At 60.6% G+C, this 19,335-nt stretch carries 16 protein-coding genes; 2 read left to right on the top strand and 14 right to left on the bottom strand.

The genetic code is table 11. The features are described 5' to 3' along the window. Nucleotides 1-3: 3 nt before the first annotated feature. From AB6803_RS02025 to AB6803_RS02075, 11 genes are all read right to left on the bottom strand, one after another. Nucleotides 4-1,302, bottom strand: coding sequence for an LLM class flavin-dependent oxidoreductase (locus AB6803_RS02025; RefSeq protein ID WP_371107288.1), 1,299 nt, complete (start codon nt 1,300-1,302; stop codon nt 4-6). Nucleotides 1,303-1,332: 30 nt separating this feature from the next. Continuing rightward, entirely contained in the window at nt 1,333-2,673 is a 1,341-nt protein-coding gene (locus AB6803_RS02030) for an MmgE/PrpD family protein (RefSeq protein ID WP_371107289.1), read from the bottom strand. Between the two features lie 12 nt (nt 2,674-2,685). Beyond that, the gene (locus AB6803_RS02035) at nt 2,686-3,474 is read right to left on the bottom strand and encodes an amino acid ABC transporter ATP-binding protein (RefSeq protein WP_371107290.1); all 789 of its coding nucleotides are present in this window, start codon (nt 3,472-3,474) and stop codon (nt 2,686-2,688) included. A 10-nt stretch (nt 3,475-3,484) separates the two neighbouring features. Further along, nucleotides 3,485-4,258, bottom strand: coding sequence for an amino acid ABC transporter permease (locus tag AB6803_RS02040; protein WP_371107291.1), 774 nt, complete (start codon nt 4,256-4,258; stop codon nt 3,485-3,487). Further along, a complete protein-coding gene (locus tag AB6803_RS02045) occupies nt 4,255-5,004 on the bottom strand; it encodes an amino acid ABC transporter permease (protein WP_371107292.1) in 750 nt (249 codons plus the stop codon). Before AB6803_RS02045 ends, AB6803_RS02040 begins: the two co-directional genes overlap by 4 nt. Before the next feature lie 30 nt (nt 5,005-5,034). Continuing rightward, nucleotides 5,035-5,877, bottom strand: coding sequence for a transporter substrate-binding domain-containing protein (locus AB6803_RS02050; RefSeq protein WP_371107293.1), 843 nt, complete (start codon nt 5,875-5,877; stop codon nt 5,035-5,037). 345 nt (nt 5,878-6,222) lie between these two features. Then, complete coding sequence (locus tag AB6803_RS02055; protein WP_371107294.1) at nt 6,223-7,116, bottom strand: MurR/RpiR family transcriptional regulator; 894 nt, start codon at nt 7,114-7,116, stop codon at nt 6,223-6,225. Nucleotides 7,117-7,208: 92 nt separating this feature from the next. Continuing rightward, nucleotides 7,209-8,168 (bottom strand): ABC transporter substrate-binding protein, encoded by a 960-nt coding sequence (locus AB6803_RS02060; protein WP_371107295.1) that lies wholly within the window; start codon nt 8,166-8,168, stop codon nt 7,209-7,211. 8 nt (nt 8,169-8,176) lie between these two features. After that, nucleotides 8,177-9,229: a FecCD family ABC transporter permease gene (locus tag AB6803_RS02065; protein ID WP_371107296.1), complete on the bottom strand. Its 1,053-nt coding sequence runs from the start codon at nt 9,227-9,229 to the stop codon at nt 8,177-8,179. Beyond that, nucleotides 9,226-10,260: a FecCD family ABC transporter permease gene (locus AB6803_RS02070; protein WP_371107297.1), complete on the bottom strand. Its 1,035-nt coding sequence runs from the start codon at nt 10,258-10,260 to the stop codon at nt 9,226-9,228. Before AB6803_RS02070 ends, AB6803_RS02065 begins: the two co-directional genes overlap by 4 nt. Further along, nucleotides 10,257-11,102 carry an ABC transporter ATP-binding protein gene (locus AB6803_RS02075; protein WP_371107298.1) on the bottom strand — a complete coding sequence of 282 codons (846 nt, stop codon included), beginning with the start codon at nt 11,100-11,102 and terminating at the stop codon, nt 10,257-10,259. The genes AB6803_RS02070 and AB6803_RS02075 overlap by 4 nt, the downstream gene beginning before the upstream one ends. Nucleotides 11,103-11,481: 379 nt before the next feature. On the opposite strand from AB6803_RS02075, the gene AB6803_RS02080 reads away from it, so the two are divergent. Beyond that, nucleotides 11,482-13,689, top strand: a complete 2,208-nt coding sequence (locus tag AB6803_RS02080; RefSeq protein ID WP_371107299.1) for a TonB-dependent siderophore receptor — start codon at nt 11,482-11,484, stop codon at nt 13,687-13,689. 57 nt (nt 13,690-13,746) lie between these two features. Here AB6803_RS02080 and AB6803_RS02085 read toward each other — a convergent pair whose 3' ends face one another. Beyond that, nucleotides 13,747-15,747 (bottom strand): putative bifunctional diguanylate cyclase/phosphodiesterase, encoded by a 2,001-nt coding sequence (locus AB6803_RS02085; protein WP_371107300.1) that lies wholly within the window; start codon nt 15,745-15,747, stop codon nt 13,747-13,749. Between the two features lie 324 nt (nt 15,748-16,071). Between AB6803_RS02085 and AB6803_RS02090 the strand changes: the two genes are divergently transcribed. Further along, entirely contained in the window at nt 16,072-17,115 is a 1,044-nt protein-coding gene (locus AB6803_RS02090; RefSeq protein WP_371107301.1) for a class I SAM-dependent methyltransferase, read from the top strand. Between the two features lie 72 nt (nt 17,116-17,187). On the opposite strand, the gene AB6803_RS02095 is transcribed toward AB6803_RS02090, so the two are convergent. Both AB6803_RS02095 and AB6803_RS02100 read right to left on the bottom strand, forming a co-directional pair. Further along, nucleotides 17,188-18,600 (bottom strand): ATP-binding protein, encoded by a 1,413-nt coding sequence (locus AB6803_RS02095; protein ID WP_371107302.1) that lies wholly within the window; start codon nt 18,598-18,600, stop codon nt 17,188-17,190. Continuing rightward, nucleotides 18,597-19,319: a response regulator gene (locus tag AB6803_RS02100; protein ID WP_371107303.1), complete on the bottom strand. Its 723-nt coding sequence runs from the start codon at nt 19,317-19,319 to the stop codon at nt 18,597-18,599. The genes AB6803_RS02095 and AB6803_RS02100 overlap by 4 nt, the downstream gene beginning before the upstream one ends. Nucleotides 19,320-19,335 lie beyond the last annotated feature (16 nt).

Genomic DNA, 19,335 nt, shown 5'->3' on the forward strand with positions numbered 1-19,335 from the left:
TCTTCAGCCGAGGGTCGGCCGAGGAATGCCGAGATGATCCCGCAGGGTCGTGCCTTCGTATTCCCTACGGAAAAGGCCCTTTTCCTGAAGGATCGGCACCACTTCGCGGGTGAAGTCCTCAAGCCCGCCGGGAAAGAAGGGCGGCATGACGTTGAAGCCGTCTGCGGCGCCGTTTTCGAACCATTGCTGCATGCGCTCGGCGATCTCGATCGGCGTGCCAAGCACGATATGATGGCCGCGGCCGGCGGCAACCCTTAGGGCAAGCTCGCGGATCGTCAGCTTTTCGCGACGCGCTAGTTCGGTCAGGAGTTCGGCGCGGCTGCGGAGCTGGTCCGAAATCGGCAGGTCCGGCAGCGGGCCGTCGAGATCATAGTCGGCGAGGCTATGGCCGATCCGTTCTTCAAGAAGCGGCATGGCGCTCTTGATCTCCGTCCAGCGGTTCAGAACGTCGAGCTTCTCCCGTGCCTCAGCCGCCGTCCTGCCGATCACCGGCAGGAAGCCCGGCATGACCGCCACGCTATCAGGATCGCGCCCGAAGCCGGCAACCCGGCCCTTGAGGCTCTTGTAGAAGGCCTGGGCCTCATCGAGGCTCTGTTGCGCGGTAAAGACGATGTCGGCGGTGCGGGCGGCGAGATCCTGGCCCGGACCGGAGGAGCCTGCCTGGATCAGGACCGGTTGCCCCTGTGGGGAGCGCGGAATGTTGAGCGGCCCCTTGACGGTGTAATACTTGCCCTTGTGATCGAGCACATGCACTTTGGCGGGATCGGCATAGACGCCGCTTTCCTTGTCTTTCGGAAAGGCACCGTCGTCCCAGCTGTCCCAGAGTCCGCGTACCACATCCACAAATTCCTCGGCGACGGCATAGCGCTCATCGTGCTCCGGATGGCTCTTGGAGAAGTTGGCCGCCGTGCGCGCATAGGAGGTCGTAACGATGTTCCAGGCAGCGCGTCCTTGGCTCAGATGATCGATCGAGGCGAAGGCGCGGGCGAGATGATAGGGCTCGCCGTAGGTGGTCGACGCGGTGGCGGCAAGGCCGATCTTGTCGGTGACCATGGCAAGAGAAGCAAGCAGGGTCAGCGGCTCGAAGCGCGCGATCATCGATGGGTGTGCGTCGACGCCGCTTGTCAGACCGTCGGCCAGAAACAGCATGTCGAACTTCGCCGCTTCCGCCATCTGCGCCACGCGGCGCAGCAGGTCGAAGTTCTCGCTGCCGGCTTCGGCGTCCGGATGGCGCCAGCCGGAGACGTGATGGCCGGCTCCCTGCAGGAAAAGGCCGAGATGGATCTTGCGGGTCTTGCTCATGGTTTCATGCCTTGGAATTACGGAAAAAGATCAGGTCAGGTGCTGGCCGAGCATGTCGAGGAGGCTATAGAGATCATCCTCGCTCCGCATCGCCCTTGCAAGCTCTGGAACGGCTGAAACGGCCGGATGGTTGCCGGTCGCGCCGCGGAATTTGTCGGTTGGGTCGGTGACACTGGGCAGCCCCTTGAACTCGCGGGTCAGGCGCTCGCCATTGGTGAGAAGCACATCCGCGATCACGAAACGTGTCTTCGGGTTGCTGGACAGGCGAGGGGCTGTCTCGTCATGGCGTCGCCGCACGCGGCGGGCGACCGCCATTAGATCTTCGCGCACCGGCGTCTCGCCGAAATGGTCGATCCGGAGCGCTCCGTCGATCAAGGCGGTCGCAAAGACATATTCGGCGCTGAAGCGCGCATCGATCCCGTTGACCGGGTTCGTCACCACCAGCGCGGCATCGCCGCCCGGCGGGAAGGTGATGGTGACGGACTCGATCGTGTCCGCGCGCAAACCTTCCTGATGCAGTTGAATGCCGATCACGCCGACCGGATGGCTTGCTGTGCAGCAGGGAAAGGCCTTGAGTGTCAGCCCGGGCGAGACGATCTGCCAGGGCGAGCCCCAGTTTTCCAACGCGGCTTGCGGACGCTCTTCGCCAAAGGCGAAGGCGGAGAAGAAGCCGATGGGATTGTCGAGGAAGTCCCTGGCGCCGCCTAGGCCGGCCTTGGCGAGCCTGGCGGACAAGAGGCCGGAGCGCGCGGCCATGCCAGCGTGGTAGGGTTTGGCGTCATAACCGAACTGCAGGCGCAATCCGCTCGAATGGGTTGCGGCGAGCCCGAGCGCCACGGCGGTCTCCTCGACCGAATAGCCAAGCACATGGGCAACCGCCGCCGCCGCACCGATCGTGCCGAGCGTCGCCGTCGCATGGAAGCCGTTCTCGTAATGCTTGGTGCCGAGCGAAAGCCCGAGGCGGGCCATGGCTTCAAGCCCGACCACGTAGCCTGCGATCAATTGTTCGGCGGAAAGCCGGGTTTCGGAGGCAAGAGCCAGAAGGGCCGGTACGATCACCGTCGTCGGATGACCACGGACGCTTGAGTGCACGTCGTCATAGTCAAGCACATGCCCCGCATGGGCGTTAACCAGCGCGGCCGTCAGGGCGTCCGTCCGGCGCTCTTGCCCGACAATCACCGCGTTGCCGCCGCCGGGCGATAGCTGGTCGAGTAGGATAAGCGTCGTGCGATCAAGCGCGCCGCCAAAGGCGCAGGCAAGCCAGTCGATCATTGCCGTGCGAGCCGCCTGGACGGTGGCGGCATCCTTCAGAGGTTCGGACGAGACGATGGCCTCGGCAAAGGCGGTGGTGAGCGGAAAGACCTTGTCCATAATCGATCCCTTTCAGATGCCTTCGCCGTCTTCCAGTGCGCCACGGGCGCCCGCCAGTCCGTTGACAAAGCGGCGGATGCGGGGATTTGCGGACTTCTGGAAGATGTGCTCGGGCGGTCCCTTGTCGACGATGAGGCCGTTTTCGGTGAAGACGACGACGTCGCTGATTTCCTCGGCAAACCGCATCTCGTGCGTGACGAGAATGCTGGTCATGCCCTCCTTGACGAGATCGCGAATAACGGCGAGCACTTCGCCGACGGTTTCCGGATCGAGCGCGGAGGTCACTTCGTCAAACAAGACGAGATCCGGTTTCATGGCAAGCGCGCGGGCGATCGCAACGCGCTGCTGCTGGCCGCCGGAGAGCTGTCCCGGATACATCTGTGCCTTCTCAGACAGACGCACGCGCGCAAGGAGATCCTTCGCGTGACGCTCTGCCTCGGCCCGGTCGACGCCGAGAATGCGCGTCGGGGCGAGGGTGATGTTGTCGATGACCGTCAGATGCGGGAACAGATTATACTGCTGGAAGACGATGCCGATCTTCTGGCGAAGCTTGATCCTGTCCGTTTCGCTGGTCATCTGGTCGACGCGTGCGCCATTGACGGTGATGCGGCCGGATTGCGGTGTCACCAGCGCGTTGATGCAGCGCAGGATCGTCGACTTGCCGGATCCGGAAGGGCCGATGATCGAGACGGTTTCGCCTCGCGCCACCTGCAAGTCGATCCCCTTCAGCACCTCGGTGGGTCCGAAGGACAGGTGCACGTCCGCCAGTTCGACGATCGGATTGGTCGCGGCTTGGCTCATGCCCAGCTCCTCATACTTTCAGGCGACGCTCGAGGCGGCGCGTCAGGCTGGAAATAGGATAGCAAAGAACGAAGAACGCCGTCATCACCACGATATAGGCAAGCACGGTGAAATCCAGCCGCCGAACGGCGGTGCTAGCATCGGTCGCGGCATGCAGGAGTTCATGCACGCCGACGAGCGAGGCAAGCGCAGTCCCCATGGTGATGGAAGCAAACAGGTTCATCCAGGGTGGCAGCGAGCGGCGGGCGCATTGCGGCAGGATAATCCAGCGCAGCGCTTGCAGCCGGGAAAAACCGAGCCCCTTGGCCGCTTCCCATTGCGTGGTGGCGATCGATTGAATGGCGCCACGCGTGATCTCGGCGACATAGGCGCTGGCCGGAATGGCAAGCCCGATCACCGCCTTCAGCCAGTCGGGGAAGGGCAGGTAATGGCCGGCCACCACGATCTCGAAGGGGAAGATGTAGGTCGTGGCGAAGATCAGCACGAGATGCGGCGCATTGCGGAAAACCTGCACATAGAAGACGACCGGATAGCGGACGATCTTCAGGGGCGCGAGTTCCAGAATACCGAGGATCACGCCGAACGTCGTGCCGCCCGCCATGGCGAGCAGGCTGATCAGGATATTCATCAGGAAGCCGGTGCCGAGATAGGGCAGCCATTCGATAAGGGTCGACAGCAGCGACAGATCGGCAAGAAGCCAGATGGCGGCAATAGCGATCAGCGCGCCGAACAACCATGGCAGTCGGCTGTGCGCCGACGCGGACATGATCTTCGTGTTCGTCATGATCCCACCCCGAATCCCGGCACGGCGAGACGCTTCTCGACCCAATGGCCGATCCGGGCGACCGCCAGGTTGATGGCGCTGAAGAACAGCAGAATGACGATCATCAGCTCGACGACGTTGTCGCGCTGCGTCCAGACCATGATCGAGGCGTAGGTGATCTCGCTGACCGCGATCGCATTGCCGACGGTGGTGAGCTTAACCAGATTGATCAGATTGTTGACGAGGGCCGGCAGGGATGCGCGGATCGCCAGGGGGGCTTCCACGAACCTCAGTATCTGCAGGCGGGTGAAGCCGATGGCGCGCGCGGCTTCCACGGTCTGCTCCGGCACGGCTTCGATGCCGGCGCGAATGGCATCGGCATGCAGGGCGGCCACATGCAGGCCGACGACGGCCACGACCCAGAAAAACGGCGAGAGCGGATTGTTCTGTGCCCCGCCGAGGACATTGGAGACGAGTGTGTTCAGCACCAGGAAGCTGAACATCAGCTGCACCAGCGTCGGCGTATTGCGGGTGATTTCGATGAATGCCCTGACGGGTGCGGATACCAGTTTGCGGCTGGATGTCAGCATGGCCGCGAACAGCAGGCCGAAAGCGAGACTGACCGGAATCAACAGCACAATGAGATAAAGCGTGGTGATAAAACCACCACGCCAGATCTGTGCCTCATAACCGCTGGCGAGGAACTCGTAGTTGAGCCCGATCTTGCCCGTCCAGTCTATGAAGGCCTGAAGAAGGGAATTCCCCATGAGCAGCCTTAATTCAAGAGACGAGAAGCGTCACTTGCCTTCGCTCTCGAGCTTCTTGTGCTCTTCCTCAAGATAGGAGGTATTGAGCAGTCGGTTGGCCTTCGCGTATTCGAGCAGCTTGCCGTTGGCATGCAGCTCGCGGATGACCTTGTCGAGCGCATTGCTCGTATCGGTCTCGCCCTTGCGCAGCCAGATCACGGAATCCGACGGGACGAGCTCGGTCGGGAAGAGGATGGTGTAGTCCTTCCATTCTTCCGGGCGATCCTGCAGGAGAAGGCCGACCGTTGCGCCGACATGCACCGCGGCGACGCAATTGCCGCCCTGCAACGCCAGCAGCGATTCCGGCTGGCTAGGCAGAGCCTTCACTTCGGCGCCATACTGTTCTATGAGCGGCTGCGTATAGTTCGAACCCTGCGAAACGCAGACCGCCTTGCCCTTCAGGTCGCTCCAGTCCTTCAAGCCACTATCCTTGCGGCCGACGGCGGCACCGCCGCTGCGATCATAAGGGGTCGGAACGTAGTCGAGAATCTTGGCGCGCTCTTCGGTATACTGCATGTTGGCGATGAGGATATCCACCTTGCCTTGCTGCAGGAACTGCACCCGGTTGGGCGGCGTCACCGTTACCGTCTCCAGCTTGACGCCGAGCTTGTCGGCGAGAGCCATGGCGATGTCGATGTTATAACCCTTCTGCTCCTGGCCAGCCGGATCGATATAACCGAATGGCGCCCCGGAGAGGATGACGCCGACCGTCAGCGAGCCGCGTCCCTTGATGCGGTCGAGTGTGGCATCCGCATGGGCGATCGTGCTGAAAAGCGCGCCGATGGAAAGAGCGGCAGCAAAAAGCGTCGTCGAAGTTCTCTTGGCAAAGTTCATGGGTTTAAAACTCCTTGTCGGCGCGGAAACTAGAGAGGGTGGCCGGAGCGGGCGAGGAATCGCATGCTATTTCTTCAGGCTTCATAGAATGAACTACCCACATAATATATGGGTTTTAATACAATCGCCCTGTCGTTAGGGGCTTGTTAGGGGCTTAACCAACGCGCTTCAATTCCTGTTGCCCGTGAGGACGCTTTCATGGCGAAAGCCGGGCATGCTGTGCAAGAGCGGCTCATCCTCCGATGCCTTTCATGCTTTCCGATAGCGTTAGGAGTATTGCACAGGTGCCGACGCCAGAATCGATCTAAAATTCCTGTTTATTTCCAGATTGATAAGGCCGTTTCCTCAACGTTTACTGGGCCGGATGGAGCTGCGCAGATTGATAAGGCGGTCGAGGGATTGCAGCGTCGTTTCCTGGGCAGCGGTCGCGAGCGCGAGCATCATCGATTCAAGGCAGACGAGGGTCGGACCGTGGAGCGCGACATGTTCGACCTTGGCGCGGGGAATGATGATCGACGCATCGGCATGCTTGCGCAGTACCGTATCCTCTTGTCCCAGCAGCATGACGATCTGGATGCCGAGGCGCTGCGCCTCGGTGATGGTCGTCATGCCCTCGCGATGCGCCCGGCCATAGGCCATCATGATCAGCGCATCGCCTTCTTCCATGGTCAGAATCTGTTCGGCAAGCGCGATCCCGGTGAGGTTGAGCGCATAGGAGGGATAGCCGTTGCGGGAAAAGAGACGGGCGGCATAGGTCGCGAGCACGCCTGAAGCGCCGATGCCGAAAACCCCGATGCGCTTTGCCCCGAGAATGACCGCGATGGCATCCGCCATGCCTTGACGATTGGACGGAGAGGAGAGGGCTTCCATGGCATTGCGGTGATCGTTGATGACGAAATCGATCGCGGAATCGACGTTGCTGTTCAGTTCCCGCGTTGTCGTCGCCATCTTTTCGGAGGGAGAATCCGTTTCGCCGATATGGGCCTCCAGCGTGTCCTTGAGGTCGAGCAACCCTTCGAAACCCAGCGCCTGGATCGCGCGGATGACCGTCGCATCGGAGGTGCCGGTCTCGTTGGCGATTTCGAGCGCGGACTTGCCGAGGATGGCGTGGCGATGCTGGTCGATAAAATCGGCGACGCTGAGCAGGCTTGGCGATAGGGACGCGCGGCGGTTCTTCAGTCTTTCGCCGAAGCGGTCGATCCGGCGCGTCTTTTTCTGGTTTCTGGAGGCGGCGTCCATGGCCGGGGGATACCTTCATTACATAGTCATGTTAAGGAAGGCACATTGTCCTATTCTGACGGATTTTGAAAGTCTTGGGCGCGTCACTGTTGCTATTGCTTCAAGCCGGGGCGCCCGGCAACATGAGACTGCACCATCGAAACCATCAGATTGAGCGCCGCATAGGAATTGGAGATCGCCTCTTCGCGCGGCAACAGGATGTAGCGCCCCTCGCGGCAGGCGGCGAGGAACTGGCAATAGTCCGGAAGCACCTTGTTCATCGCGGCGATTTCTTCGGCCGGCGTACCGCCGGTGTCCGAGCGGTAGGTGTCGAAGATGAAATCGGCGTCGAGCTCCTGCAACCGCTCGGCACTGACCTCGATCCGCCCGCCTTCGGGGATATTTTCGATGATATCGGGAAAGCGGAAACCAGCATCGCGCAGCACGCGGCCCAGCGCGCGGTAGGTATGATAGATGCTGATCTTGCCGTTCTGCGCCTGCAATACCGAGACAGTGATCTTGGACGGATCCACCACTTGTTTCAGCTCCTCGATCTGTGCGCGGTAGCGCCGGTCGAGAATGGCGAGCCGGTTCTGCGTGCCGGTGAGATCAGCGAGGCGTTCGTAGATATGCGGCGCGCTGCCGACGGTGTTGTCGATAACGACGGTCGGCGCGATCTTTTCCAACTGTTCGACCGGTGTCGTGCGGCCGGGTTCGGTGATGATGAGGTCGGGCTTTGCCGCGACCACGGCTTCGAGATCGACGGTGACGGCGCCGATATAGCGCATGCCGGAATTGTCGAAATCGATGCCGGTCAGGATCGGGCCGGAGCGCAGATAGGCCTTGCCATCGGTGCCGGTGCGGCCATGGCTTGCGACCGGGCGCACGCCGAGCTCGAGCAGCGGGATGGTGATGTCGAGATCATGCATCGAGACGATACGTAGCGGATGGGCAGGCACTTCGACTTTACGGCCAAAATCATCGGTGAAAACGCGGGCTTCGATATCTTGCGCAAGCAGCGGACCTGCGGTGACGGCGAGCATGAGAAGTGCAGCGGCTAGAAAGCGAAACATGACGATCCTTAAAGAAGGTTGCGGTGCTTCCAGAGCAGAAGCAGAAGGACGGGAACGCCGACGATCGCAAGCACGATGCCGGCGGGAAGCTGGAGCGGCGCGAAGGCAAGTCGGCCGATGCTGTCGGCGATCAGCACCAGGGCTGCGCCGAACAGCGCGCTGCCGGCCAGAAGCGCCATCTGGCCACCGCCACGGATCGCCAGCCGCGCCATATGCGGCGCGATGAGGCCGACGAAGCCGAGGCTGCCGACGCAGGACACGCAGGCTGCGGTCAAAAGAACAGATGCTACGAAGCGCAGGATCGAAAGCCGCCGCAGCGATACGCCAAGCCCGATCGCCATGGGATCGCCGAGCACGGCAGCGTCGGCGGCGGCTGCGGTCAGGAACAGGATCGCGGCACCGAGACCGGCGCAGACAAGCGCGATCGGCACGACATCCCAGGAGACCGCGTTGAGGCTGCCGGCAAGCCAGACCATGGCCGTCTGGACATCGCGGATATCCGAGGTGGTCAGGATCACGGACAGGGCTGCCGACATCAGCCAGGAAAAGCCGATGCCGATCAGCACGAAGCGCATGCATGTCAGGTCACGTGCGAGCGAGGCCACGATCAGCGCGCTGAGAAACCCGCCTGCCATGCCGACGAGGGGCCGAAGGTAAAGCCCGGCCGACGGCACGAACAGGATTAGCGTAATTACCGAGAGGCTGGCGCCTTCCTTGACACCGAGCAGGCCGGGATCGGCGAGGCCGTTGCGCGTCAAGGACTGCAAGGCAGCCCCTGAAAGCCCGAGCATCGCGCCGCAAAGCACCGCCATGATGATGCGCGGCAGCCGGAAATCGCGGATGATCTGATGACCTTCGCCGGTCGCCTGGACTGGGTCGAAGAGCACCGTCACCAGCTCTCGGAAGCCTGCCTCATGACTGCCGAGCGGAGCTGTGACCAGGGCCATGGCAACGACGAAAAGGCAAAGCAGAACAAGCACGATACAACTGCGCATGTGGACACGACGCGATATTGGCCCCAGCGCGACGAGATGATAGCCGTTCTGCTGTGCGACGCTCATCGGAAATACCTCGAGGCGGCGATAATGAAGACCGGCGCGCCGATGATGGCGGTCATGATGCCGGTTGCCAGCTCGTGCGGGCTCATCAGCATCCGGGCAGCGATATCGGCGGCCAGCAGCAGGGCTGCTCCGCCGAGCGACGCAAGCGGCAGAGCGAACCGGAGATCGCCGCCGGAAAGCTGCCGCGCCGCATTGGGAACCATAAGACCGATGAAGCCGATCGGGCCGGCGACGGAGACCGACGCGCCGCAGAGAAGCGCCGTGGCGGCAAGCCCGATCAGTCGGGTACTCTTGACCGGAACGCCGAGCCCCGTTGCTGCGGCATCACCGAGCGCCAATGCATTCAGCCGTGGCGCAATCATGAAGGCCAGCAGCATTCCCACGAGGATGGGTGCAAGCGCAGCCCCGATCAGATCATAGCCGATCCCGGCGAGATCACCGGCAAGCCAGAGCCGCATTTCCTGCAATGTCTCTTCATCGAGGATGAGGATTGCCGAGGTGAGGGAGGAGGCGAGAGCCGAAAGCGCGATGCCGCAGAAGGTGACCTTCAGCATGGTCATTCCTGCGCGGCCTGCGGAGGCGAGCGCAATGACGGCGGCAAAGAGCAGGCCGGCGCCGAGGGCGGCCACCAGCGGGCGGGCGAGGCCACCGGCCAGAAACGGCAGGCTGCTCGTCAGCACGACGGCAAGGCTTGCCCCGGCATTGAGGCCGAGAATATGCGGCTCTCCCAGCGGATTGCGTAGCAGCGATTGTAACAGCAGCCCGGCAACGCCGAGGGCGGCGCCGACGAGAAGAGCGGCGGCAAGCCGGGCAAGCCGCAGCTTCACCAGGATCTGATGTTCGAAATTGTGGCTGTCGAAGGCAAAGACGGCCTTTAGCAGCGTTGCCGGCGCCACCGGCCGCGCGCCGATGCCGGCATGGACCGAGGCCAGCACGAGAATAATTGCCGCGAGCGCCATGAGAGCGAGAAGGCTGCGCATCGGGCGGGCGCGCCTTGGCGTGGAGCTGGCTGAAACCGGGATCGCGCTCATCGTTCCCTCTTGGCCCCCCTAGTCGAGGGAAGGAAAAGGGGCAGGCCGGTTTCCGGATGCGCGAGACGGACCACCTCGGTGTTGAAGACATCGCGGATGAGGGCGGCACTGCATTCGCCGGGGTGTTCGGGGATGCCGGCAATCGCGCCGTCCTTCAGGAAGATCAGGCGGTCGGCATATTGAAGCGCGAAATTGAGATCGTGCAAAACGGCGACGATGGTGCGCCCGTGTTCGCGGGTGAGGTGCCGCAACAGGTCGAGGACTTCCACCTGGTAATGCAGATCGAGGAAGGTCGTGGGTTCGTCGAGCAGGATGATCGGCGTCTCCTGCGCCAGCGCCATGGCGATCCAGCAGCGCTGACGCTGGCCGCCGGAAAGGCTGTCGACCGGCCGGCCGGCGAATTCCAGCGTGTCAGTCACCGTCAGCGCATGCTGGACTGCCTCTTCGTCGGCTTCCGTCCATTGCTTGAGGAAACCCTGATGCGGATAGCGCCCACGCGAGACGAGGTCGTAGACCGTCAGACCTTCCGGCAGCAGCGGGCTTTGCGGCAGAAGACCGAGCTTGCGTGCCACCTCGCGCGTCGGCATGGCGTGTAGTGCTTTGCCGTCGAGATTGACGGCTCCGCCCATTGGCTTCAGTAGGCGTGCCATAACCGACAGCAGCGTCGATTTGCCGGAGCCGTTCGGTCCCACGAGCATAGTCATGGTGGCTTCCGGAATGGACAGCGAAATGCCGTCGAGGATCAGCTGCTTGCCATAGCCCGCAGAGACGCCTTCGACGGATAGCAGGCTCGTGGCCGCTCCGTCCTGGCGTTCCGAAATCTCTTCCTGTCCTTTGCGCATGCACTCTTTCGCGTCTGTTTCCGTTCGAGGGAAAGTATTCCTGAGTGTAGTAGTCAAATTTTTGGCATTGTAAATTCCGGGGATTCTTCACGGCAGTGGGCGTGGAACGGATTGGGAGGCCAGTCCGGGCTGCTGTGGGAAGATAAGAAAACTTTCGTATCTAACTGAAAAATCTGGAATTTCCGAATGATCTACTTGAGTAAATGGATGTGTCTCATTCATTCGTGCCTAACGGCATCGCGTCCGATCGGAAAGAATTCACCGAATTAAAAGTTGACTACTACATTCAAGAAAAGAATAAGCCGCCAAACCCACGGTTACGCGGGTCTTCACATCAGGCGTTGGAATTGGACGATATCCGCAAGGATATGGGGGCAGAATGAAGCAGGGGCAGACGGTGGTTACGGGCGCAAAGATCCATCATGTGCGAACGGCCATTTTTATATTGAGTGCGTGCGCGGCCTATTCGGCGATGGCGCAAGAAGCGGTGGTGCAGCCGAAAAAATCGGAGACTGCAGCCACCCAGAAGAGTGATAGGGTCGACGGAGACACGGTTCTGAAGCCGATTACCGTCAAGAGCGGTGGCCAGGATGGCGCGACCAAGGGGTATCAACCGGTGTCGACCTTTACAGCGACGCGCGCCGACACGCCGCTGATCGATATTCCGCAGGCCGTCAATGTCGTCAGCCAGGATGTGCTGAAAGACCAGAAGGCGCAGTCGCTGGACGATGCGCTGTCCAATATCAGCGGCATCAGCCAGTCGAACACGCTCGGTGGCACGCAGGATTCCGTTATCCGCCGCGGCTTTGGTGATAATCGTGACGGCTCCATCCTGACCAACGGCCTGAAAACGGCGCTGCCCCGAAGCTTCAACGCCACTACCGACCGGGTCGAAGTGCTGAAGGGCCCGTCCTCGACGCTTTATGGTATTCTCGATCCGGGCGGCATGGTCAACGTGGTCACCAAGAAGCCGCAGCAGACCTTCAGCGGCGAAATTTACGGGACGGCTTCCAGCGTCGGCGGCGGCTCGACCGGCCTCGATTTCACCGGACCGATCGAGGGCACGGATTTCGCCTATCGCCTGATCGGCGAATACAAGAATGTCGATTACTGGCGCAATTTCGGCAAGACGAAGGACTGGATCATTTCGCCGTCGCTCTCCTGGTATGGCGAGGACACCGAAGTCACGGTCTCCTATATGCATGAGGATTACAGCGTTCCCTTCGATCGCGGCACGATCTTCGATCTCAACACCGGTCACGCCGTCAATGTCGATCCGAAGATCCGTCTCGACGAGCCCTACAATATCTCCAAGGGCAGCTCGGATATGGCGACGATCAACGTCAAGCACGAGTTGAACGAAAACTGGAAGCTGAGCCTCGACTACGGCTACAGCTATAACGAATATTCAGACAATCAGGCCCGGGTCATGGCCTATAATGCCGCGACCGGCAACCTCACGCGCCGTGCCGATGCGACGCAGAACTCGACGATCTACAATCACGCGGTTCGCGCTGATCTCAGCGGCGATGTCGACATTGGCGGCCTGCGCAACGAATTGCTGTTCGGTACCTCCTACGATTATGCCAACACGCTGCGCACCGATCTCATTCGCTGCGGCCAATCGGTGAACTTCAACATCTACAATCCGGTCTATGGCAAAATGCCGGCCTGCACGACCGTCTCGAAGGCCGATAGCGACCAGACCGAAGTGATCAACACCGCCTCGGCCTATATCCAGGATTCGCTGCATCTCACGGACCAATGGATTCTCGTCGGCGGTCTTCGTTATCAGTACTATGATCTGATGGCCGGCAAGGGGCGGCCCTTCGTCACCAATACGGACAGCAGCGGCGGCAAGTGGGTGCCGCGCGGGGGCATCGTCTACAAGCTGACACCGGATATCTCCTTCTACGGCAATATCGCCAGGACCTTCCGCCCGCAGTCCTCGATCGCCAGCTATTACGGCAATCTGCCGCCGGAGGAAGGCATCTCCTACGAGATCGGCAGCAAGTTCGAAATCGCCGAAGGGCTGACGGCCAATGTTGCGCTCTATACCAGCGACAAGAAGAACGTCGCCTATTCGGAGGTGGTCGACGGCGAAACCTACGTCAAGACCGCCGGTCTCGTTCGCGCCCGCGGCGTGGAGGTGGATGTCGCTGGCGAGATCACCGACGAACTCAGCATGATCGCCAGCTACGGCTTCACGGACGCGAAGGTCCTCGATGATCCGGATTATGCCGGCAAACAGCCGGTCAATGTGCCGCGCCATACCGGCTCGCTGTTCTTCACCTATGATTTCGGCGAGGTCGGTGGCAACGGCAACACGCTGAAGGTCGGCGCGGGCCTGCGTGGTGCCGGCAAGCGGGCGGGCATCAACACCAACGCTTATTTCCTGCCCGGCTACATCGTGGCGGATGCTTTCGCAGCCTACACATTCCAGATGGAACGGCCGCTGACGCTGCAGCTCAATCTGAAAAACATCTTCAACAAGACCTACTATACCTCGTCGATCGGAACGACCAATCTCGGCAACCAGATCGGCGAGCCCTTCAGCGCGGTCCTCTCCGCAAGCGTCAAATTCTGATCGCGAGCCGAAGCATGGATGATGGATGCGCACCCGCTTATTGGAGGCGGGTGCTCCTCATGCCGACGATGATGGCGCGGCCGACGAGGGATGAACCTCTTCTTCCGTGTTGTTGCGGAAGGTCTGGGCCAAGGCCGGACGTCCGACGTGATAGCCTTGCGCGTAGTCTATGCGCAGCTCTCGCAGCAAGGCGAGTTGCTTCTCGGTCTCCACCCCTTCGACCAGGATCTTCGGGCCACGGTTGCGGATAAGGCCGATAATGTCCTGAAGCATCGCCTTGCCTCTTGCGGTGGCGCTGCCATGGAGGAAGGAACGGTCGATCTTCACCGTGTCGAAGTCGATCAGGCGCAGCCAGGACAGGCCGGCAAAGCCCGTGCCGAAATCGTCGAGCCAGATCCTGATCCCCAGCGTTTTCAGGTCGTTGATGCATCTCAGTATGTCGGAATGCATCTCCATTTCGAGACCTTCGGTGATTTCGAAAGCCAGCCTGCTGCCCGAAACCCCGGTTTCATAGAGGATCGCGGCCACGCTCGTGGCGAAGCCCGGCATTTTCAGCTGGATCGGAGAGACATTGATGCTGGCGATCTGGACATGGTTGTCCGCCAGAAGATCGCGACATGCCGTGCGTATGACCCAGCGGCCGAGTTCGAGAATCATGCCCGTGCGTTCGGCGATCGGGATGAAGAGGCTCGGCGGGATGACGCTGCCATCAAGGGTCCTGAGGCGCATGAGCGCCTCGACCACATCCTGCCGTCCGGAGGCGACGTCCTCGATCGGCTGATAGACCAGCGACACAAGGTTTTGATTGATAGCTATCTTCAATAGCGCCGCGATGTTTTCGCTTTCATCGCTGCTGTAGGGATCGTTCGGGTCGAACAGGCGCGTGCAGTTGCGTCCGCTCGCCTTGGCGCCGTACAAGGCGCGGTCGGCCTCATGGATGATCTTTTCGAGTTTCGCGCCGCTCTGCTCCCTAGTGAAGGCGGCGCCGACGCTTACGGTCACGACGGAGGTGCCATCGCGCCGTTCTTCATGGAGAAGGCGCAGTTGCTCGACAGTGCTGCGGATCCGTTCAGCAAGATAGGCGACCCGCTCTTTCTCGCTAAACTGGGCGAGCACGATGAACTCTTCGCCACCGTAGCGGCCGATCGAGCCACCAAGGGGCGCCACGGCCTCCTTGATCGACGCTGCGATATGGATAAGGCAGCGGTCACCTTCCTGGTGGCCGTAGAAATCGTTGTATTTCTTGAAGAAATCGACATCAACAAGCACGGCGGCGAAGCCGCGGTTATTGGACTGCCATTCTTTCCAATAGTTTCTCAGCCTGTGGTCGACGGCCCGGCGGTTTTCGAGCCCCGTCAGATAGTCGGTGTTCGACATCCGAAGCAGAGCCTCACCCCGCTCGGTGGCCTCCCTGTGCTGGATCTGTGCTTCGAGCGCGTTCAGGAAGACGTTGTATCGCTCGTGGTTCAGCTTCCAGTTCACATAGGATGTGAAGACGAAACAGGAGACGTAAAAGGTGCTGAAGGCCAGGGCATAGATGTCCGTCGGCCAGAAAGCAGTCAAGGACAGGAAGAATGTCGCCAGGACAGCGCCAGACGCAACCACAGATAGCAAAAATCTGAAACTGAAGAACAGATTGGCGCCCATCATGAAGATGGCGCCGAATATCATATAATAGGAGAGACTATCCGTGTGGATGGTCTCGATCGCGGGGAGTGTCCAGACGGCATAGCCCAAGACTAGGGCCGTGGCACTGGTGCGGTCGAGCCATGTGATGCCCACTTTCAGATGTCTCTGGCTTTCGAATACGATAAGGGCGATCACGCCCACCGCCAAACGGGCCATGATCGTATAGGTCGCAACATCGGGGATCAGCAACAGGTCTGTGGTCGAGAACAATATATAGACGACGACCGCGATCCACAGGCCGTGCCGCGCCGCTTGCGTGCGGGCTATTTCGTCATCTCGTCGATAGAGGTCGCGAAGCTCGGCCGGCGACGGCCTCTGCAGTTTCTTATCCAGATCGATCTCTGCCGAATTGGCAAACATGCGCTTCATGCACTGTTCCATTCGCTCGTGCTACGCTTCGCAGTGCATCTTCTCTGCGGATTTCATTGACGTAATCGTGCGGTCGCTGATCCGTCCCTGGATTGAGACGATGCGTTAGACCGGCCATTTTCCCACGTTATAGGCGGTCGCTTTTTATATCCCGTTAAAATCAAGTCGAAAATGCGCGGCGTTAAGCATGTTAGAGAATTCCTATGGTTAATCAAAAGTTTCACATTATGATAGAAATTAGTGGAACACCGACCTGTTAAAGAAGTTCTGGGTTCCATCAACGGTAACTTATAATTTACTCATATTTAACAGAGGATAACTCGCATGAACCAACGGAAGATGGATTTCGATGGCCATAGCCTGATTACCCCGGCGGCAATCGCGAACGAACTGGAGCTACCCAAGAGCGACCGTTTCGAAGAGCAATTGATCGTCGGCAAGGGGCAAATCGCCCTGTTGCTCGAACTCGCCCGCCAGCAATTCGAGAAAGACTATAACCCGACCGAGATTATCGATCGGGTTACGCTTTCGCTTCATGAAACGCGCCATTCGCTGCACCCGCGCGTTTGGCAGGAATTGGTGCCGATCATCCAAAACCACCCGGTTGCCGCGTATTTTCAGGAAGATCCGCTGACCAAGTGGTCCGTCGATAAGCCGAGAGGCTATTCGGGCGACGCCGCGTTGCTCGACTTCATCTATCGGCACGAAAGCATCATGGACAGCGTCGCCAACGCCACCGAACGTGGCCGGGCGCTGTTCGAATACACCAGCACCGCTCCGTCCTCGCTCGCCAACTGGGATCGCAGGGACATCCTGGCGCGTCATGTGGATGAAGTCGCGGCGGCGAGGGGACCGGAAACGGAAGTCCTCAGCGTGGCCGCCGGACATCTGCGCGAAGCGGCCCATTCCGTGGCACTGCGTGAAAAGGCGCTCAAGCGCTGGGTTGCTCTCGATCAGGATCCGATCAGCATCGGCACGATTGCCCGTGATTTCCAGGGAACCGCGGTCGAAGCCATCAACGGTTCTGTTCGCGACCTGCTGACACGGCGGTCAAGCCCCGGTCAGTTCGATCTCGTCTATGCCTCGGGTCTTTATGACTATCTGGTCGACAAGGTCGCCATCAAGCTGACGCAGCGTTGCCTGGAAATGCTGAAGCCGGGCGGCGTCTTCCTGTTCGCCAACTATTCGTATCCCATTCTGGTCGACGGCTACATCGAGACCTTCATGAACTGGGCACTGTTGCTCCGTTCCGAAGCCGACATGTGGAAGATCATCCATGCGAGCACGGATGGGCAGGATTACGAGGCGAGCGTGTTCTTCGGCAAGAACCGCAATATCGTCTACGGCGTGCTCAGGAAGCGCAGCTAAGCTGAGGAAATGATATTAGCGTTTCCAATAGCCGACCGGGGGAAGCTCCGGTCGGCTTTTTGTTGGGCTCGTTCATTTCGAGGGCAGGCGCAGTTCAGCTCTGAGGCCGTGGTCTTCGCGGTTCAGCAGGAACAGGGTGCCGCCGTGGGCCTTGACGATGCTGCGGGCGATCGACAGCCCCAGCCCTAGGCCGCCCGTTTCCGTGCTTCGTGAGGGTTCGAGGCGGACAAAGGCCTCAAATGCATCCTCGATCTCTTCATCCGGTATGCCGGGTCCATCGTCCTCGACCGATATGATCACTTCGCCGTCGGCATCGTTAAGGGTAACGGATGCGGTACCGCCGTAGCGAATGGCGTTCTCCACCAGGTTTCTCAAGGCTCTTTTCAGGGCGACGGGGCGGCAGGGGTAGGGAAGCGACGGCAAGGCGGCCAGATGGACGTTGCCTTTGGTCAGCCGAAACTCCTCCGCAACCTGTCGGATGAGATCGGCCAGATCGACCAGGGTGGTGTCTTCCGTGCTGACCTCGGACCGCGTGAAGGCAAGCGTGGCCTCGCAGATGGTCGTCAATTCGTCGATCGTGGCGACGATGTCCTCCCGGACCTCGTCATTGTCGATGAACTCGGCCTTCAGCCGCAGCGTCGTCAACGGCGTTCTCAGGTCGTGGCTGATGCTGGCAAAGAGGCGCAACCGGTCGCGCATGAACTGGCTCAATCTCTGATACATCGTGTTGAACGCCTGGATCGTTGCGGCGACTTCAGACGGGCCGCTGACTTTCAGGGGTGAAAATGTCTCCCCACGACCGAACCGCTCGGATGCGCTTGCCAGCATGCGCAGGGATTTCGTCTGCGACCGGACCATGATGATCACGGCGACGATTGCCGCCAGCGACGATAGAAAGAGAGAGAGGAAGGCAACCGGACTCCAGAAGGTCGGCAGGGCTATGCCATTGTATACGACAAGCCAGCGCCCGTCCGGCAGGGGCACCTGCGTGATGACAGTAACGATCCGCGACGGATATGGGAAATCGTCACCCGCTTGCAGCTTCGGATCAGGCGGTTGTCCCGAATTCTCCGGTCTCTTTGCGAGATCAAGACAGGGAGCCATGTCCTGCTCGATGGCGATGCGAGGGGCGTCGAAATGCAGACCCTGGAGTTGCCGGAGGAGACGATCGGCAAGGTCCTTTTCCGTCGCGTTCATCTCACGGCTGACCGCAGGAGCCGTTTCGATCCCGGCGCACAATTGCCTCGCCTGAAATGCCTCGGTAATGCGACCCTGCTCGTTGACCGGGGATGCGGCAAGGAGCTTTGCCATGGTGGCGGTCACAGTCAAGGTCTGGCCATGGACGACCCGCTCGGCAATGCCGTCCTGCTGGCTGTTCAGGATGACGATCAAGGCGACCTGCGCGAGCGTGAGAGCGGCGACAAGCGAAATGATCAGCCGCGCTGCGAAGTTTTGCGGCCATATCCACCAGCGCAAATGCTTCACGACACCTCCTCGACGGTTCCAGCGAAGGTGTATCCATCTCCCCATACGGTCTTGATCAGCGTCGGCTGCTGGGGGTCGTCTTCGATGCGGCGGCGCAAGCGGCTGACGAGATTGTCGATGCTGCGGTCAAAAACCTGCGCGGACCGGCCGGCGGTAATATCGAGCAACTGGTTACGGGTGAGAACGACGCCTGGCCGCGAAACGAGGGCGAGCAGCAGACGAAACTCGGCGGTTCCCAGCGCCGCCTCGCTGCCGGATGCATCGACAAGCGATCGCTGCGACACGTCGAGCGTCCAATTTCCGAAGCGGTAACGCTTGTGTTCCGGATCCGATGTCACGGGTGCGGTGGCATTGGCGCGGCGAAGCAGCGCGCGGATGCGCGCCAGAAGTTCGCGCGGGTTGAAGGGCTTGGTGACGTAATCGTCCGCGCCGAGTTCCAGGCCGATGATCCTGTCCGTTTCGTCGGATACCGCAGTCAGAAGCACGATTGGCACCATGCTCGTCTGACGCAGCGACCTGCACAGGGATAGTCCATCCTCCCCCGGCATCATGATGTCAAGGACGACCAGGTCGATCGTGGCGGTCCGCAACTGCTGGCGCATCTCCGCCCCGCCGTTCGCCGTACTGACGCGTAGTCCGTTCTTGGCAAGATACTTGGCCAGGAGGTCGCGGATCTCCTTGTGGTCGTCGACGACGAGGACATGGGGTGTTCGTTGCATTGCTGGTTCCTTTGTT

Source organism: Rhizobium sp. RCC_161_2, from assembly GCF_041355235.1.
In the GTDB taxonomy this organism is placed as follows: domain Bacteria; phylum Pseudomonadota; class Alphaproteobacteria; order Rhizobiales; family Rhizobiaceae; genus Rhizobium.

Excerpts from the sequence above, each read along its gene's own strand:
- AB6803_RS02025 (WP_371107288.1), bottom strand. The coding sequence starts at position 1,302 with ATGAGCAAGACCCGCAAGATCCATCTCGGCCTTTTCCTGCAGGGAGCC.
- AB6803_RS02030 (WP_371107289.1), bottom strand. The coding sequence starts at position 2,673 with ATGGACAAGGTCTTTCCGCTCACCACCGCCTTTGCCGAGGCCATCGTC.
- AB6803_RS02035 (WP_371107290.1), bottom strand. The coding sequence starts at position 3,474 with ATGAGCCAAGCCGCGACCAATCCGATCGTCGAACTGGCGGACGTGCAC.
- AB6803_RS02040 (WP_371107291.1), bottom strand. The coding sequence starts at position 4,258 with ATGACGAACACGAAGATCATGTCCGCGTCGGCGCACAGCCGACTGCCA.
- AB6803_RS02045 (WP_371107292.1), bottom strand. The coding sequence starts at position 5,004 with ATGGGGAATTCCCTTCTTCAGGCCTTCATAGACTGGACGGGCAAGATC.
- AB6803_RS02050 (WP_371107293.1), bottom strand. The coding sequence starts at position 5,877 with ATGAACTTTGCCAAGAGAACTTCGACGACGCTTTTTGCTGCCGCTCTT.
- AB6803_RS02055 (WP_371107294.1), bottom strand. The coding sequence starts at position 7,116 with ATGGACGCCGCCTCCAGAAACCAGAAAAAGACGCGCCGGATCGACCGC.
- AB6803_RS02060 (WP_371107295.1), bottom strand. The coding sequence starts at position 8,168 with ATGTTTCGCTTTCTAGCCGCTGCACTTCTCATGCTCGCCGTCACCGCA.
- AB6803_RS02065 (WP_371107296.1), bottom strand. The coding sequence starts at position 9,229 with ATGAGCGTCGCACAGCAGAACGGCTATCATCTCGTCGCGCTGGGGCCA.
- AB6803_RS02070 (WP_371107297.1), bottom strand. The coding sequence starts at position 10,260 with ATGAGCGCGATCCCGGTTTCAGCCAGCTCCACGCCAAGGCGCGCCCGC.
- AB6803_RS02075 (WP_371107298.1), bottom strand. The coding sequence starts at position 11,102 with ATGCGCAAAGGACAGGAAGAGATTTCGGAACGCCAGGACGGAGCGGCC.
- AB6803_RS02080 (WP_371107299.1), top strand. The coding sequence starts at position 11,482 with ATGAAGCAGGGGCAGACGGTGGTTACGGGCGCAAAGATCCATCATGTG.
- AB6803_RS02085 (WP_371107300.1), bottom strand. The coding sequence starts at position 15,747 with ATGAAGCGCATGTTTGCCAATTCGGCAGAGATCGATCTGGATAAGAAA.
- AB6803_RS02090 (WP_371107301.1), top strand. The coding sequence starts at position 16,072 with ATGAACCAACGGAAGATGGATTTCGATGGCCATAGCCTGATTACCCCG.
- AB6803_RS02100 (WP_371107303.1), bottom strand. The coding sequence starts at position 19,319 with ATGCAACGAACACCCCATGTCCTCGTCGTCGACGACCACAAGGAGATC.